Source organism: Agrobacterium sp. 33MFTa1.1 (assembly GCF_004328495.1).
In the GTDB taxonomy this organism is placed as follows: domain Bacteria; phylum Pseudomonadota; class Alphaproteobacteria; order Rhizobiales; family Rhizobiaceae; genus Agrobacterium; species Agrobacterium pusense.
In genome coordinates this window covers 125,541-141,453 of the sequence record NZ_CP036358.1, presented here as the reverse complement: position 1 = coordinate 141,453, position 15,913 = coordinate 125,541, and the positions used below count along the sequence as shown (strand labels likewise).

Annotated in this window: 13 protein-coding genes; 7 read left to right on the top strand and 6 right to left on the bottom strand. The window is 60.2% G+C overall.

The genetic code is table 11. The features are described 5' to 3' along the window. Positions 1-28: 28 nt before the first annotated feature. On the bottom strand, positions 29-1,825 hold the full coding sequence (locus EYD00_RS00675; protein WP_004439835.1) for an acyl-CoA dehydrogenase C-terminal domain-containing protein: 1,797 nt from the start codon (positions 1,823-1,825) through the stop codon (positions 29-31). Between the two features lie 377 nt (positions 1,826-2,202). Between EYD00_RS00675 and podJ the strand changes: the two genes are divergently transcribed. The 4 genes from podJ to EYD00_RS00650 all read left to right on the top strand — a co-directional run bounded on the left by podJ (position 2,203) and on the right by EYD00_RS00650 (position 8,553). After that, positions 2,203-5,946: a cell division protein PodJ gene (gene podJ / locus EYD00_RS00665; protein WP_004439834.1), complete on the top strand. Its 3,744-nt coding sequence runs from the start codon at positions 2,203-2,205 to the stop codon at positions 5,944-5,946. Positions 5,947-6,207: 261 nt separating this feature from the next. After that, positions 6,208-7,134 carry a sulfite exporter TauE/SafE family protein gene (locus tag EYD00_RS00660; RefSeq protein WP_004439829.1) on the top strand — a complete coding sequence of 309 codons (927 nt, stop codon included), beginning with the start codon at positions 6,208-6,210 and terminating at the stop codon, positions 7,132-7,134. Next, on the top strand, positions 7,131-7,958 hold the full coding sequence (locus EYD00_RS00655) for a TIGR02186 family protein (protein WP_004439826.1): 828 nt from the start codon (positions 7,131-7,133) through the stop codon (positions 7,956-7,958). The genes EYD00_RS00660 and EYD00_RS00655 overlap by 4 nt, the downstream gene beginning before the upstream one ends. A gap of 157 nt (positions 7,959-8,115) precedes the next feature. After that, on the top strand, positions 8,116-8,553 hold the full coding sequence (locus tag EYD00_RS00650) for a universal stress protein (protein ID WP_006697645.1): 438 nt from the start codon (positions 8,116-8,118) through the stop codon (positions 8,551-8,553). Positions 8,554-8,567: 14 nt separating this feature from the next. Here EYD00_RS00650 and pdeM read toward each other — a convergent pair whose 3' ends face one another. Continuing rightward, complete coding sequence (pdeM, locus tag EYD00_RS00645; RefSeq protein WP_004439820.1) at positions 8,568-9,296, bottom strand: ligase-associated DNA damage response endonuclease PdeM; 729 nt, start codon at positions 9,294-9,296, stop codon at positions 8,568-8,570. 46 nt (positions 9,297-9,342) lie between these two features. Then, positions 9,343-11,934, bottom strand: coding sequence for a ligase-associated DNA damage response DEXH box helicase (locus EYD00_RS00640; RefSeq protein ID WP_004439816.1), 2,592 nt, complete (start codon positions 11,932-11,934; stop codon positions 9,343-9,345). A 49-nt stretch (positions 11,935-11,983) separates the two neighbouring features. Between EYD00_RS00640 and EYD00_RS00635 the strand changes: the two genes are divergently transcribed. Then, a complete protein-coding gene (locus EYD00_RS00635) occupies positions 11,984-12,487 on the top strand; it encodes an RrF2 family transcriptional regulator (protein WP_004439813.1) in 504 nt (167 codons plus the stop codon). Between the two features lie 107 nt (positions 12,488-12,594). Next, positions 12,595-13,056, top strand: a complete 462-nt coding sequence (locus EYD00_RS00630; protein WP_004439812.1) for a carboxymuconolactone decarboxylase family protein — start codon at positions 12,595-12,597, stop codon at positions 13,054-13,056. Between the two features lie 26 nt (positions 13,057-13,082). On the opposite strand, the gene EYD00_RS00625 is transcribed toward EYD00_RS00630, so the two are convergent. The 3 genes from EYD00_RS00625 to EYD00_RS00615 all read right to left on the bottom strand — a co-directional run bounded on the left by EYD00_RS00625 (position 13,083) and on the right by EYD00_RS00615 (position 15,478). Next, complete coding sequence (locus EYD00_RS00625) at positions 13,083-13,724, bottom strand: YitT family protein (protein WP_004439810.1); 642 nt, start codon at positions 13,722-13,724, stop codon at positions 13,083-13,085. Positions 13,725-13,795: 71 nt separating this feature from the next. Next, the gene (locus EYD00_RS00620) at positions 13,796-14,407 is read right to left on the bottom strand and encodes a YitT family protein (RefSeq protein ID WP_006698960.1); all 612 of its coding nucleotides are present in this window, start codon (positions 14,405-14,407) and stop codon (positions 13,796-13,798) included. Positions 14,408-14,536: 129 nt separating this feature from the next. Then, positions 14,537-15,478: a class I SAM-dependent methyltransferase gene (locus EYD00_RS00615; RefSeq protein ID WP_004439808.1), complete on the bottom strand. Its 942-nt coding sequence runs from the start codon at positions 15,476-15,478 to the stop codon at positions 14,537-14,539. A gap of 167 nt (positions 15,479-15,645) precedes the next feature. On the opposite strand from EYD00_RS00615, the gene EYD00_RS00610 reads away from it, so the two are divergent. Beyond that, the gene (locus EYD00_RS00610) at positions 15,646-15,912 is read left to right on the top strand and encodes a DUF6460 domain-containing protein (protein ID WP_004439806.1); all 267 of its coding nucleotides are present in this window, start codon (positions 15,646-15,648) and stop codon (positions 15,910-15,912) included. Position 15,913 lies beyond the last annotated feature (1 nt).

Below are 15,913 nucleotides of genomic sequence, written 5' to 3'. Positions count from 1 at the left end.
CCCTGTGGCGTCAGAAACGCCAGATGTCTCAGAATGCTTCCGCGGCCAGTTCCATCATGGTGTCCGCACCGGTTTCGATGCGGGCCTTGCGCAGCGCCGTTTCCGGCATGATGCGCTCCATGTAAAACTTCGCCGTGACAAGCTTGGTCTTGAGGTAATCCTCATCCGAGGCGCTGCCTGCCGCAAGCGCTTCGCTGGCGGCTTTCGCCATGCGCGCCTGCATGTAACCCAGCACCACGATGCCGAAGAGATGCATGTAGTCGGTCGAGCCGGCACCGGCATTGTCGGGCTTTGCCATGGCGTTCTGCATGAACCACATGGTTGCGGCCTGAAGGTCGTTCAAGCCCTTCTTCAAACCCTTGGTGTAGAGGCTGAGCTTTTCGTTGCCGCGGTTCTCCTCGCAGAAATCGCCAATTTCCTTGAACAGCGCCATGACGGCGCGGCCGCCATTCATGCCGAGCTTGCGGCCGACCAGATCGAGCGCCTGGATACCGTTCGCACCCTCATAGATCATGGTGATGCGCGCATCGCGGACATATTGGCTCATACCATGTTCTTCGATGTAGCCGTGACCGCCAAAGACCTGCTGCGCCATCACGGCGTGGTCGAAGCCCTTGTCCGTCAAAACGCCCTTGAGGATCGGCGTGACGAGACCGAGCAGGTCGTCTGCCGCCTGCCGCTCCTTCTCATCGGTCGAGCGGTGGGCGATGTCCGATTGCAGCGCTGTCCACAAAAGGAAAGCGCGGCCAGCCTCGTTATAGGCCTTGATGGTCATCAGCGTGCGGCGGATATCCGGGTGCACGATGATCGGATCGGCCTTCTTGTCCGGGAATTTCGCGCCGGAAAGCGAACGGCCCTGAATACGCTCACGGGCATATTCCACCGCATTCTGATAGGCGATTTCGCCCACGGAAAGCCCCTGCAGGCCGACGCCGAGGCGCGCCTCGTTCATCATCACGAACATGGCCGAAAGGCCCTTGTTTTCCGCACCAAGCAGATAACCCGTCGCATCATCGTAATTCATGACGCAGGTGGCGTTGCCGTGAATACCCATCTTGTGCTCGATCGCACCACAGGTGACGCCGTTGCGCTCGCCGGGCGTGCCGTCTTGCCTGACCAGGAATTTCGGCACGATGAAAAGCGAAATACCCTTCGTGCCTTCAGGTGCGCCCTCGATGCGGGCGAGCACCAGATGGACGATATTATCGGTCATGGAATGTTCACCAGCCGAGATGAAGATCTTCTGGCCGGAAATCTTGTAAGTGCCATCTCCCTGCGGCACCGCCTTGGTGCGCAGGAGACCGAGATCGGTGCCGCAATGGGGTTCGGTAAGGTTCATGGTGCCGGACCAGATACCTTGGACCATTTTCGGCAGATAGGTCTGCTTCTGCTCCGGAGTACCGTGAACGAGAACGGCGGCAATCGCGCCCTGCGTCAGGCCGGGATACATCATCAGCGACAGGTTGGCGGAAGACATATATTCGCCGATCGCCGCATGCAGCGTATAGGGCAGGCCCTGCCCGCCAAATTCCTGGGGAACGGCAAGGCCGATCCAGCCGCCTTCGCAATAGGCGTCATAGGCTTCCTTGAAACCATCGGGCACGGAGACAGAACCGTCATCGGCGCGCTCGCAACCCTGCTGGTCACCGGAAAGATTGAGTGGGAAAAGCCGTTCCTCGGCAAGCTTTGCCGCTTCGCCGGTGATTGCCTCGATCATGTCGGGCGTCGCATCCTCGAAGCCGGGCAGGTTGTTATACCGCTCCAGGCCGAGAACGTCATTCAGGATAAAAAGCGTGTCCTTAACTGGGGCCTTGTAAACAGGCATTACCGATGTTCCTCCGCATCGTGGGCGCCGGAGATAATCCGGCAGATATCGAGTGACAATATTTGACGTGCGCGTAAACGTCAAATAAATTCCATGGGGTTATCGCTCTCCCTTTTTGCGCAATTTCCCTCCGCACCGCCCCGGGGCTCGGCCTGCATCGCAAAAGTTAAAAAATTCCGACCTTGGTTAACCACTTCTTTACCACGTTTCGTGAATTCTCCCGATGGAGGTAACTGCTTCGTTCATCGGCGCATTTTCCTCCACGGGGGCAAATACCGGCTCTAGAATTGCTGCATGTTGCGGCGACGGCGTGTCCAAACAGGCAACGTCGCGACAGATAACCGGGCACGGCGGGCGGAAGCGAAGCGAGCGAAAAGATGAACGGATTGCGATCGAAAACCCAACAGCCAAGCGACAGGTCGTCTCTTGATGCTCTCAATCGCACCATTGAAGGCCTTGAAGCCCGCATCGAAGGGTTGATGAGCCAGAAGTTTCCTCGCGACCAGCGGGCCGCTGGCGCCATGCCGGAAACGAAGAGCGAAACCTATGCCGCAGCACGCGAGCCACGCACAAGCGTGACGCCACCGCAACTTGATCCCGTCAACGAAATACGCCAGCGCCAGCGTCTGCTGGAGACCAGCTTCCAGCGCCCGCAGGAACCTGCCGCCCGCCCGGAACGCACGATCACACGGCCGCTCGCGCCGGAATATCGGCAGAGGGAGCCCCAGCCGGCTCCTCAGGCCGCACCACGCGCACGCGCCATCCCGCCCTATCAGGAGCCACGCAATGACGCGGCCCTGCAGGAAATCGCGCAGGCACTCGTCAACCTCCGCCACGAATTGAAGCACGATATTGCCGAGGGCGTTGCGCGGGAAGCGCAGGGACTGCGCGCGGAAATCCGCAATATTCGCGCCGCGGCGGAAGACCAGCAATTCATCGGCGATCTGCGCGATGACATCGCACGGCTTGCCGGAAGCATCGACCAGCTCGGCAATCTGGCATCTCCGGATGTCTATGCGCTGCGCAACGAATTCGAGGACCTACGCCTCACCATTGACCAGCTGGCGCGCGAAGACAGCGTCCATCGGATCGAAAGCCGCTGGAACACTGTGGAAGACACGCTGCGTGGTTTCGATGCCGGCGCCCTTCAGGATGAAATCGTCTCCCTCGCCTATCGTCTCGATGACATCAAGACGCAGCTCGGCGGCATGAGCAACAATCCGGCCGTTCGCGTGCTCGAGGAGAAGCTGATCGCGATCGCCAGCGCGGTCGAGCAGCTCGGCAAGCACATGCAGCCGAATGAAGCGGTCTTCAGCGAACAGTTTTCCGGTCTCGATCAGCGGCTGGACGAAATCAGCCGCGCCATTGCGGCGACCGGCACACGCCCCAATGCGCAGGCAACCGACAATGCGCTCGCCCAGCGACTGGAAAACCGCCTGAACGGCCTCGCCGAACAGCTCGGTGATATCAACCGCCTCGCCGCTGCAAAACCGGAACCCTCCGTTGATCTTACCGCGCGCCTTGAAGCGCTGGCCGGCAAGATCGATGAGCTGAGCACCGCGCGCGATGCAGCGCAACTGCATGAGCGACTGGACCAGCTTTCACTGCTTCTGGAACGGTCGCAGCGCCCTTCGCAACAGGCGGAGCTGACGTCTTTCCTCAGCGACATTTCCCGCAAGATCGATGCGCTCGACCACGGCACCGTCAATGAGGGTCTGGCCGAACGGCTCGACACGCTCTCTCGGCAGATCGAGGAGCTCGATTATGGCTATAGCCAGCCGCAGCTGGCATCGGGCCTCAGTGAAAGCGCCTTTTCGCGCCTGGAAGAGCGGCTTGGCACTATCGCCGCGCGACTGGATGAGACCGCCCATGCCGCCCCCGCTGACAGCCATGCGCTGGCGAGCCTTGAAAACCAGATCGCCCATCTCTCGACGCTGATCAGCCAGCCGGTTCAGATGCAGGCCGCAGGCATGTCGCCTGAACTCGATGCGCGCATGGCGGCGATCGAAGACTATATGGCTTCGAACGACGAATATATCATCGAAGCGGCCCGGCAGGCAGCCGAGGCCGTTCTCGACGCCTATACCCGCAACAACCTCTCGGCCGGCGCGAACATCGCCGACATGTCGATGCTGACCGACCTTGCGGCCGATTTGCGCAACCTTGAAGCGCTGAGCCGCAACACCGAAGAGCGCACGCACCGCACCTTCGAAGCACTGCACGAAACGCTGGTGCAGATTGCCGGCCGCCTGGATAATCTCGACAACGGACCGTCCTACCGCGAAGAGCTCACCCGTCACGTTGCACAGCAGGCTGTTGCCGCAGGCCGCGACGACGTCGCGATGCCGGCCGCCATATTCCCGGAAGAGGGCTATATAGCCGAAGAGCAGGCCATTCTCGAGGATGTCAGCGACAATGACGCGACCGCCATCGTGCCGCCCGCTGCCGCCAAGCCCGCAAAAGCAGAGAAAACGAGCCTGCTCGCCGGGCTGACGAAGCGCTTCAAAACAAGCACGGCGAAGCCCGCAAAGACCAAGGAAGAACCCGTATCGGCCTCTTCCGCCCGCACCCAGGTTGAGCCTGCCCCGTCGCTTGATCCGATCGACGTTCTGCCGGCCGGTCAGGAGAACGAACTCCTGGAGCCCGGTTCGGGCGCGCCTGATATCAAGAAAATCCTGGAACGCGTGCGCGCCAGCCAGGTGGCCGCCACCGGCAAGGCCGTGGACGCGGAAGGACGGACGGACTTTATCGCCGCCGCCCGCCGTGCCGCGCAGGCCGCCGCGATGGAAACAGCGCCGGAAAAGCTTGAAACCGGCAAAAAGAAAAGAAAGACCGAAACTTCGGCTCTTTCGCGTTATCGCCGGCCGCTGCTGCTCGGTATCGGCGCGATCCTTCTGGCGATGATGGCCATGCCCCTCGTCAAGACACTGATCAGCGGCACGGAAGCGCCGGCGCCGGTGATTGAACAGAAGATGGACAATGCACCGGTTTCCGCCCTTCCCGAAACCGGCGACAAGGCCGTCACCATACCGTCTGACCTCGCGATCGAATCCGAGCAGGCAGCCCCGGCCGATAGCATCGAGAACTCCGCTCCGGCACAGAATACCATTGACCACCGGACCATTGGCGGTGCGCCGCTACCCGCGGAGCCGCCGGTCGCCGATGTTCCCGCCGTGGATCCCGCAAAATCCGGCACCGTCGCGCAGGCGGAACCGCCGAAACCGGCTGAGGCCGTCGTCACGGCCGCTCCCGCCGACGGCGCCATCGTCGTTCCCGCCGGGATAGAGCCCGCATCGCTTGCTGAAGCCGCCGCCAAGGGCGACACGCAGGCGCTTTTCGAAATCGCAGCCCGCTACACCGACGGTCGCGGCGTTGCCGCCGACCGTGCCGAAGCCGCGAAGTGGTACAAGCTGGCTGCCGATCGCGGTCTTGCGCCCGCGCAATATCGTCTCGCCAATCTCTACGAGAAGGCGAACGGCGTCGAACGCAACCTTCCGGAAGCCAAGCGCTATTACACGCTGGCCGCCGAACAGGGCAATGCGGGGGCCATGCACAATCTCGCCGTCCTGCTCGCTTCCGACGCGGCTGGCCAGCCGGATTTTGCTGCCGCCGCGCAGTGGTTCATCAAGGCCTCCGAACTCGGCGTCCGCGACAGCCAGTTCAACCTCGCCATTCTTTATGCCCGCGGCAGCGGCGTGAAACAGGATATCGAGGAATCCTACAAGTGGTTCGCCATTGCCGCCAAGGATGGCGATGCCGATGCCGCCCAAAAGCGCGACGAAGTGGCGGGGGCCTTGAACCCGCAGCAGCTCCAGAGCGCCAAGGCCAAGGTGGAGGCGTGGAAGGTCAAGCCGCTTTCGGAAGATGCCAACAGCGTCAACCCGCCGGAAGAGTGGGCTGGCAAGGAAGGCGTGAAAACCGCCTCCGTGGACATGGAAAAGGCGATCCGCAACATTCAGGCGATCCTCAACAAGAACGGCTTCGATGCCGGGCAGCCGGACGGCAAGCTCGGCAAGAACACCGTGACGGCCATCAAGGACTTTCAGAAATCCGTGGGCCAGACCCCGGACGGGCGCATTACCAACGAACTGGTGACAGCGCTTCTCGCCCGCAATAAATAATGGTTCTGAAACCCAAAAAGCGGCCCCCGGCCGCTTTTTTGCAACGCCTGACAGGAATGTGGGCGGCTGCCTTCGCCAGACCTCTATCTTTCCAAATTATCAACGTATTTACCGTTGAATGTTGACAGGTTAGGCCCTCGCGGGCATGACGGATGAAGGCTGGGCATGCCCGGTCTTTTCAGACAGAAAGTGTAAATCGCGGCAAGGCCCCCTCACCGGACAAGCCATGCCGCCCGGAACCATTTGCCCGAGGTCCGAGCCGTGACTGTCTATCTGCCGATCGCAGAACTGTCGGTGAATATTTTCATCATTCTCGGCATGGGCGCGGCCGTCGGTTTTTTGTCCGGCATGTTCGGTGTGGGCGGTGGCTTTCTGATCACCCCGCTGCTGATTTTCTACAATATTCCCCCAGTCGTGGCCGTGGCGACGGGCGCCAACCAGGTGGTGGCCTCCTCCGTTTCAGGCTCGATCACCCATTTCCGGCGTGGAACCCTCGACGTCAAGCTCGGCAGCGTTCTGCTCGTCGGCGGCCTCCTGGGGGCGACGGTCGGCGTGTGGATATTCTCCTTCCTGCGCAGCATCGGCCAGCTCGATCTCATCGTTTCGCTGCTCTACGTCATCCTGCTCGGCACCGTAGGCGGGTTGATGCTGAAGGAAAGCATTTCGGCACTTCGCCGCGCCGCCCGCAACGAAACGGTGACGCTGCGCCGGCCGGGACACCACAACTGGGTACACCGCCTGCCGCTGAAAATGCGGTTCAAGAAATCGAAGATCTATCTCAGCATCATTCCAGTCGTCACGCTCGGTTTCGGCATCGGCATACTCACCTCCATCATGGGTGTGGGCGGCGGTTTCATCATGGTGCCGGCGATGATCTATCTGTTACGCATTCCCACCAGTGTGGTTGTCGGCACCTCACTGTTCCAGATCATTTTCGTCACCGCATACACGACCGTCGTACAGGCAGCGACCAACTACTCCGTCGATGTGGTGCTGGCCTTCATCCTGATGGTGGCTGGCGTCATCGGCGCGCAATATGGTGTACGCGTCGGCCAGAAACTGCGCGGCGAACAGCTGCGTGCGCTGCTGGCGCTTCTTGTCCTCGCCGTCGCCCTTCGCCTTGCGGTATCGCTGGTGGTGCGGCCGGAAGACCTGTTTTCGGTCGCCGTTGGGGGGTTAGGTTATTGACCCGCCATTTGTTGCTTGCCGCCCTTGCCCTGCTCTCCTGTCTTGCCTTCGGGCAAACTGCTTCCGCCCAGACGCCGCCGCTTGCGCTGCCGCCGGGTCCGCAGCAGCGCCCCCTGCAGGAAAACATCGAAATCGGCGCTTCGACGACGGAAATTCCGATAGCCTCGGATTTTCGCGGGGCGGATTTCACCCTCTTCGGCGCACTCAACAATACCGACCAGCTGCTACTGGCCATCGGGCAATATGATATCGTGGTGACTCTGGAAGGGCCGAGCGACTACATGACCGTGCGCAAGAAGGAGCGTGTGGCAGGCATCTGGATCAATACCAGCGCCATCACCTTTACGCCGCTGCCGGAATCCTACTCCATGGCCAGCACCCGCAATATCAGCGATGTCGCCTCCCCCGGAACGCTGCGCGCCATGGGGCTCGGCGTCGACCATCTGTCGCTCAAAAGCGCTGTCTTTTCGGGCGTGCCCGACAATGTCTTCGATTTTCAGGAGGCCTATCGTCGGCTCAAGCTTTCGAGCGGCATCTACCGCAATGATACGACCGGGGTGCGGCTGGAACGCACGGGCCTGTTTTGGGCGACCTTGCGCCTGCCCGCCAACGTGCCGAACGGGGTGCACACGGCGCGCGCCTATCTCTTCAAGAGCGGCAAATTCATCGCCCAGCGCGAATTAAAACTGCGCGTCGTCAAGACCGGCATGGAACAGGCGATCACCGATGCCGCGCACCAGACGCCGCTTGCTTACGGCGCGCTTTGCGTTCTGCTCGCCGTCGTCACCGGCTGGGGCGCCAGCATCATCTTCCGCAAGGACTGAGCGTTTTCAATCGCGCAAAAGAGAGCGTCTGCCACCCGCACGGGCAAAGATAGCATTCGCTTCCTTCCGGGGTTTGCTGTAAAATTCAAGGCGTTACAAACGCACGCAGCTGATGGCGGCAAGTGCGGTTGTAACGGGGATGAAAAGGAGAAATGTCATGTTCAAGCACATTCTCATTCCCACCGATGGCTCGCCGCTGGCGCAGATCGCAATCGACCAAGGGTTCGCTCTCGCCAAGGAGGCAGGCGCAAAGGTGACCGTGGTGACGGTATCGGAACCCTTTCATGTGATTGCCAGCGATGTCGAGGACATTGCCGCCATTGCCGAAGAGGAATTCCACCGTTGCGAAGAGGCGGAGCATCTGCTTCGCGATACGCAGGCGCATGCCACCGCCATGGGGCTGGATTGCGAGGCCCTGCTGGCGCGGGCGGGGCGGCCGGACGAGGCGATCATTGAAATAGCCGACAAGACCGGCTGCGACCTCATCGCCATGGCCTCGCACCGGCGCAGGAGTTTCGTCGAGATGCTGCTCGGCAGTGTCACCGCCAAGGTGCTGAAGAATTCGAAGATACCGGTATTGGTCTACCGCCAATAGGCTGCGCTAAAATCTCAGCCGAGCAGACTGGAAAACCGCACCGAGTAGATGCGATCTCTCCCCATCAGATGCGCGACGAGAGCGGCATGATCGAACAGGCCGCGCATTGCCTTGTGGCGCAAATCCAGCCCGCCGCTCAACACCCCGAATGCCGGCATCAACAGACGCGAACCATCGGTGGCGAAACAAGGCCGCCGCACCGTCTTCTCGCGGCGTCGCACAGTGGCGGAGGGGTGCAGGTGACCGGCGATTTCACCGGCCGCATCGCCCGGCTTAGGCTCGTGGCGGAAAACGAGATTGCCGTAAAACATCTCATCCACCGAAGAACCCGGCAGATCGACCGTGCCATCGGGGTCGTGGTTGCCGTTGATCCATATCCATTCGCGACCGCGGGCCATCTCGCGGATCAGTTCGCGCAACGGCAGCGGCAGGTGCTGGGAGCCGACGCGATCATGAAAATTGTCGCCGAGGCTGACGACGATCTTCGGATCGTAGCGGCTGACGAGGGAAGACAGTATCTTGAGGGTGGCGATGGTGTCATAGGGCGGCAGCATGCGTCCACGCCTTGCAAAAGCCGCACCCTTTTCCAGATGCAGGTCGGAAACGACGAGCAGCGACAGGTCGGGCAGGTAGAGCCCACCCAAAGGGTCGCACCAGGCGGAAACGCCGTTGATGGCGGTCTCGCTGCCCAGGCATTCGAAGCCGTTGGAAAACCTGTCGCTCAATGTCAGCCGGCTCAGCACTTTTATCGTTGTTCCTTCAATGCATACTTCAGCACATGGGCATATCTCAGGACATGGCCTCGGCGATCAGCTCATCAGCGGCTTCCGCCAGCACATCGTCCATCGCTTCGCCCGCCACCGTCTCCCGGCCGATTTCCAGCATGACCGGAACGGCGAGGGGTGAAACGTGCTCCAGCGCGCGATGCGTGGTGTGTCCCTTGATTCGCTTCAGCATATCGCCAAGACGGCCAATATCCAAAAGTCCTGCTGCGGCATCGCGTCGCGTCGCTTCCAGCAGGATATGATCCGGCTCATGGCTGCGAAGAACGTCATAAATAAGATCGGCGGAGACCGTGACCTGCCGTCCGGTCTTTTCCTTGCCCGGATGGCGGCGCTCAATGAGGCCGGAAATGATGGCGCAGTTGCGGAAGGTACGTTTCAGCATGAAGGATTCGTCCAGCCATGCTTCCAGATCGTCGCCAAGCATGTCCTCATCGAGAAGGTCGGCCAGCGACAGGCGGCGGGATTTCAGCCGCATGCCGATATCCTCCATGGCCCAGATGGCCAGCGAATAATCGGTGGCGACAAAACCCATCGGTTTTGCTCCGGCCCGTTCCAGCCGTCTCGTCAGAAGCATACCGAGTGTCTGATGCGCCAGCCGTCCCTCGAAGGGATACATGACCATGAAGAAGCGCTTACGGAAGGGGAAGGTCTCCACCAGTAGCTCGTCGCGCTTGGGAATGACCGACTTCTCCTTCTGGATTGCCAGCCAGTCGCGAACCTGATCCGGCAGGGCATGCCACCGTGTCGGGTCTGCCAGCATGGAGCGCACTTGATCTGCCAGGTAGGTGGAAAGCGGAAATTTGCCACCGGCATAGGAGGGTATCTTCGGATCCATGGAAAAGGCCTGTGAGACCAGGCATTCATTCTCCCTGATGCCCTCGAACCGCAGCACCTTGCCGGCAAAGAGAAAAGTATCGCCCTGCACCAGCTGCTCTAGGAAATATTCCTCGACCTTGCCGAGCGACATGCCACCGCGACCGACCGTGCCCTTGGCATTGCGCTTGACCATGCGGACATTGAGTTCCGCCGCCTCGACGATGGTGCCGAGGTTGAGGCGATATTGCTGCGCTACCGCCGGATTGGACACGCGCCAGCGACCGTCCTTCATCTGGCGGATGCGGGCATAACGTTCATAGGTGCGCAGCGCGTAGCCGCCGGTGGCAGTAAAACCCACCACCCGATCGAAGGTGGCACGCGGCAGGTCGGCATAGGGCGAGGCGCTGGTGACTTCGCGATAAAGTTCATCCGCATCGAAAGGCTCGGCACAGGCCATGCCGAGTACGTGCTGGGCGAGAACATCAAGCGCGCCTTCGGCGATCGGCGGCGTATCCTGCGCGCCGATATAGTTGGCATCCAGCGCTGCCCGGCATTCCATCACCTCGAAGCGGTTGGCGGGAACGAGGATCGCCTTTGATGGCTCATCCATGCGGTGGTTGGCACGGCCGATACGCTGAGCGAGGCGGCTAGCGCCCTTCGGCGCGCCGACATGCACGACAAGGTCAACGTCACCCCAGTCTATGCCGAGATCGAGGGTGGAGGTGGCAACAACGGCACGTAACCTGTTTTCCGCCATGGCCGCTTCCACCCTGCGGCGCTGCCCGGCATCCAGCGAGCCGTGATGCAGTGCGATCGGCAAATTGTCGTCATTGATCGTCCAGAGCTCCTGAAAGACCCTTTCCGCCTGCGAGCGTGTGTTGACAAACACCAGCGTCGTCTGATGTTGCTTCAACGCTTCGTATAAGTCCTTTCCGGCATAACGCGCTGAATGGCCGGACCATGGGATGCGTTCTTCCGTGTGCAAGATGGAAATATCCGGCTTTGCACCGCCTTCGACGGTTATCAAGCCGGCGGGCGGCTTCCCCTGCCCCTGCGGTGCAAGATAACGGCGCAAATCCATCGGCTCCGCCACCGTGGCCGAAAGGCCGATGAAACGGACATCGGGCGCATGCCGGCGCACGCGGGCGAGCGCCAGCGACAGCAGATGGCCGCGTTTGGAGGTGACGAGCGAATGCAGCTCATCCAGCACCACATATTTCAGGTCGCGGAAAAAGCGCTCGGCCTCCTTGTTGGCGAGCAGCAGCGAGACCTGTTCCGGTGTGGTCAGCAGGATATCCGGCGGGCGCACCTTCTGGCGCTGGCGTTTCGCCTGGGGTGTATCGCCGGTGCGGGTTTCGATGACAATCGGCAGACCCATTTCGGAAACGGGCTTGGTGAGATTACGCTCGATATCGACTGCAAGCGCCTTCAGCGGTGAGATGTAGAGGGTGTGCACGCCGACAAAGCCGGAGCCAGGCGGTATCTTGCCCCGCTCTGTCAGATCGGTGAGCGAGGCCATGAAGCCGCCCAACGTCTTGCCAGCACCGGTGGGCGCGATCAGCAACATGTTCTCGCCGCCCCGTGCCCGCGCCATAAGCTCCAGCTGATGGGCGCGCGGAGACCACCCTTTTTCGACAAACCATTTCTGGAATGAAAGGGGCAAGGTGCCGACATCTATGCCGGAAATGGGGGACTCGGTGTGTTTCACGCCTTTAACGTAGTGAAAAACCTGAGAAAAAGAAGGGCGGAACAGGGCCGCTTGACAGGAAAACATAATCATGGATAAATAATGTCCATGATAGCGCAGCAACAGGACATGGAAAAGACCGATGAAACTCGGGGACGGCGTTGAACAGGCCATTCACAGCGTGGGAATGCTGGCGGGACTTTCCGAAGGCGGCGTGTTGTCCGCGGCCGCGCTCGCGGAATTCCACGGCGTTTCCACCAGCTATCTTCTGAAGCACCTGCAATCATTGTCCAGCGCGGGAATAGTTGCCACGGTGCCGGGGCCGAAGGGCGGCTATCGTCTGGCGCGACCGACTGACAAGATCACCCTGCTGGACATCGTTCTGGCCGTTGAAGGGCCGCAGCCGGCTTTCCGTTGCGCGGAAATCCGGCAACGCGGACCAAACCCATTGCCGGGCCGGTATTTCACCAAGCCCTGTGGTATCAATGCAGCGATGTTGAAGGCAGAGAAGGTCTATAGGGCCGAACTCGCCAAAACCACCATTGCCGATATTCTGGGCGATCTTGCCGCCACTGACGATGGTGGAATTGCTGCGCGTGGCTGTGCCTTCCTGGAGTTGAACGAGCGCAAGACAGCAGCGCGCTGAGACTGGAAAACAGGCTCCGAAGAAAAACCGATCTACGCTGGAGGGCTTCGTCGCTTTCCGGACTGATGACGCATGACTTCAAACTGACCCAACCAACGGAGAGACCCATGAAAACCCGTATCAACTACGCCAAAGCATCCCCCGAAGCCTTCAGGGCCGTCATGGCGCTTGAAAATTACGTTCAGGGCAGCGGACTTGAACGCCGTTTCGTTCACCTCATCAAGCTGCGTGCCTCGATCATCAATGGCTGCGCCTTCTGCGTGGATATGCATGTAAAGGAAAGCCGCCATGACGGGCTTTCCGAACAATGGATCAACCTGATGAGCGTGTGGCGGGAATCTCCCGTTTATACACAGCAGGAACGCGCATTGCTCGGCTGGGTGGATGCGGTGACGAAGATTGCTGAGACCGGGGCTCCGGACGATGCCTTCGAAGCGCTGAAAGCACATTTCTCCGATGAGGAAATCGCGAAGATTACGGTGGCCATCGGCGCCATCAACACCTGGAACCGTATTGCCGTCGGTTTCCGCTCGCAGCATCCGGTTGATGCGGCTGCGAAGGCGGCCTGACCTCGCAAACCCGCGACCGGCGGCCGCTACATGGCAATGTAGCGGTCGTTCCTGTGATTGATAGCAAGCGTGAGGTTCATAACCAGTGCTCCGAGAACGGAGCAGATAATGACAAAAGGTGTGGCAACGAAGAATGAGCAGGCCAGCACCATGCCGTCAAAGGCGAGCTGCACGAGGCCGGCGCGCCAGCCGAAACGATCCTGCAGATAAAGCGCCAGAATGCCGAAACCGCCGAGGCTGGTGCGATGACGAAACAGCGCCAGCATGCCCGCCGCAACCGTCAATCCGCCGAAAAGTGCTGCGGCAACCGGATTGATGCTCTGAAAGGCGAAAAAGCCGGGCATATATTCCGACAGCAGCGCTGTCAGAGCGATGGCGCAGAAGGTCTTGACCGTGAAGGCGAGGCCGAGGCGGCGGAAGGCGAGATAATAAAACGGCAGATTGACGAGGAAGAAGACCGTACCGAAGCTGAGGTCGGTGCCGTAATGCACGAGGAACGCCAGACCAACCGTGCCACCCGTCAAAAGACCCGCTGCGGAAAACAGCGTGACGCCGAGCGATACCAGCATGCTGCCCGCAAGAACGCCCTGCGCGTCTTCCAGCAGCGAATGACGATCCGGCGCGGAGGCCCAAAGATTAAGACGCCTTCGCGCGCTCGTATCGTCCATGCCTTGTCCCCTGAATACCAAGCCCTGCCGAGCTATTGCGCTGAAGTGCGGGAGATTTCAACCACCGTCGCTCAGCGCACGACGATATATCTGTCCGAACGGTGATTGATGGCCAGAAACATGTTGAGGACAAAGGCGCCGACGATCGAATAGACAACCGTGACCGGATCGATGACGAGGAAAGCACAGAGCATGACGAAGGCATCGAAGGCGAGCTGGATCAGGCCGGCGCGGATGCCAAAGCGATCCTGAATATAGATGGCCAGAATGCCGATGCCGCCAAGGCTGGCGCGGTGGCGATAAAGCGCCAGCAATCCGTAACCCAGCAGCAGACCACCGAGCAGCGCCGCCCACAGCGGATTGATGCTGTCGATCACCATCCAGCGCGCTTCCACTTCCGTCAGCACCGAAACAAGGCCGATGGCGATGAATGTCTTGAAGGAAAAGGCAAGGCCGAGCCGACGGAAGGATAGGTAATAGAATGGCAGATTGACGAGGAAGAACAGCAGCCCGAAGCTGATGCCGAAGGCATAATGCAGGAGAAAGGCGACACCGGCGGTCCCGCCCGTCAAAAGGCCGACCTTGTTCAGCAGATAAAAGCCGAGCGCCGAGACAATGGCGCCGGTGACGATGCCCTGCACGTCTTCCACCGGCGCGTGTCTGGCCGGATCGGAACTCCACATGCCGTAAACGCTTCTCGTTCTCAAGCTTTGCCCTCGGTTTCTTCATATTTTGCACTGCAAAACGAACCCGATCAAGATGGATACGTAAGGAAGGCTGACCTATCGAGAAAATGGAAAGAAATGAGATGTTCAGACCTTGGCGCGGGCAAGAAAAAGAATGCCGGAAAGAGGTTTTCCGGCATCCTTGCGAATGGTGGTCTTGCGAATTTCCATGAGATCAAAACCCGCCCGTTCCAGAAGACCGCTGACATAGGCTTTCGAATGGGCGTAACGAAGGGATTCCCGCAGAACGAAACCATCCTCCCCTGCCGCATCCTCCACCGAAAAGGCAAAGAAGCCGGAGGGCGCCAACAGGGCGGAAACGAGGTGCATGACGGCTTCGAGACTGCCGAGATACATCATCACATCGGCGGCGGCGACGAGATTGGCGCGCTTCGGCGCCAGGGTCGTGGTGAAGAGCCCCGAAGTTTCAGCTTCGAGGGAAAGATCGGCCTGGCCGAGGTGATCGTAGAGATCTTTTTCCTCCGCCTTGGCAAGCATGTTCTGTGAAATATCGAAACCTTCCAGCCGCTTTGCGAAGGCTCTGATTTCAACGCCGAGGAGTCCCGTGCCGCAGCCGATGTCGACGACAGTGTCGAACACCCCGCCATCCGCCGCCTTCTCGATCAGTTCCGCCAGTTTCTGCGGCACGCTGTAATCGAGCTTTTCGACCAGCGAAGTTTCGAAACGGTCGGCATAATCGTCGAACAGCCCTTCCACATAACGGCTCGGCGGCTGTTCCGGTGTTTCTGCGGCGCCGAGAACCGCAAGCTTCAGTTCGGCTGCAAACAGCCCTTCCTCATCCATCTCGGCGACCTTTTCGTAAGCCGCCACGGCCTTTTCCGTTTCCCCCGCCTTTTCGTGATATTCCCCGAAGCGAAACCAGCCCGCCGTCCACCGTGGCGCTAGTTCCAGCGCCTGTTCCATGAGTTCGGCGGCGGCGGGATAATCACCGCCCTCCGCCAACATGCGGGCATAGTCCGCCCGGCGGTCGGCAATGACGTCACCGGAAGAAAACTGGTTTGGGGCCATTCAAGATTCCTGAGAAGATGCGCGCTGTCATTTATCAAGCCATAAAAAAACTCAAGTCCTATTTCATGGCGCACTCGTGGAATTGGCTGATATGCGCGATATAGTGCGCAAAAACTTGCATCGATGTGGTCCGTTTCATATGTCAGGACAAAACAGGAGACTTGCTGATGGCCGGTGAGGTCAACAAATTGCTGGGCGACACAGTGGCCCGAACAGTGGTGAAGCTGCTCGTGGTTTCACTGCTCGTCGGCTTTCTGATGGCGATCTTCGGCTTGACGCCGTGGAACATCATTTACGGCGCGCGCGACTTCGTCGTCGACCTGTGGCGCAGCGGTTTCCATGCGCTGGGGGCGATCGGCGACTATCTGATCCTGGGCGCCACGATCGTCATTCCCGTCTTCATCATCCTGCGCCTTCTGAGCTATCGCCGCTGAC

Excerpts from the sequence above, each read along its gene's own strand:
- EYD00_RS00675 (WP_004439835.1), bottom strand. The coding sequence starts at position 1,825 with ATGCCTGTTTACAAGGCCCCAGTTAAGGACACGCTTTTTATCCTGAAT.
- podJ (WP_004439834.1), top strand. The coding sequence starts at position 2,203 with ATGAACGGATTGCGATCGAAAACCCAACAGCCAAGCGACAGGTCGTCT.
- EYD00_RS00650 (WP_006697645.1), top strand. The coding sequence starts at position 8,116 with ATGTTCAAGCACATTCTCATTCCCACCGATGGCTCGCCGCTGGCGCAG.
- EYD00_RS00640 (WP_004439816.1), bottom strand. The coding sequence starts at position 11,934 with ATGATTATGTTTTCCTGTCAAGCGGCCCTGTTCCGCCCTTCTTTTTCT.
- EYD00_RS00635 (WP_004439813.1), top strand. The coding sequence starts at position 11,984 with ATGAAACTCGGGGACGGCGTTGAACAGGCCATTCACAGCGTGGGAATG.
- EYD00_RS00630 (WP_004439812.1), top strand. The coding sequence starts at position 12,595 with ATGAAAACCCGTATCAACTACGCCAAAGCATCCCCCGAAGCCTTCAGG.
- EYD00_RS00625 (WP_004439810.1), bottom strand. The coding sequence starts at position 13,724 with ATGGACGATACGAGCGCGCGAAGGCGTCTTAATCTTTGGGCCTCCGCG.
- EYD00_RS00620 (WP_006698960.1), bottom strand. The coding sequence starts at position 14,407 with ATGTGGAGTTCCGATCCGGCCAGACACGCGCCGGTGGAAGACGTGCAG.
- EYD00_RS00615 (WP_004439808.1), bottom strand. The coding sequence starts at position 15,478 with ATGGCCCCAAACCAGTTTTCTTCCGGTGACGTCATTGCCGACCGCCGG.
- EYD00_RS00610 (WP_004439806.1), top strand. The coding sequence starts at position 15,646 with ATGGCCGGTGAGGTCAACAAATTGCTGGGCGACACAGTGGCCCGAACA.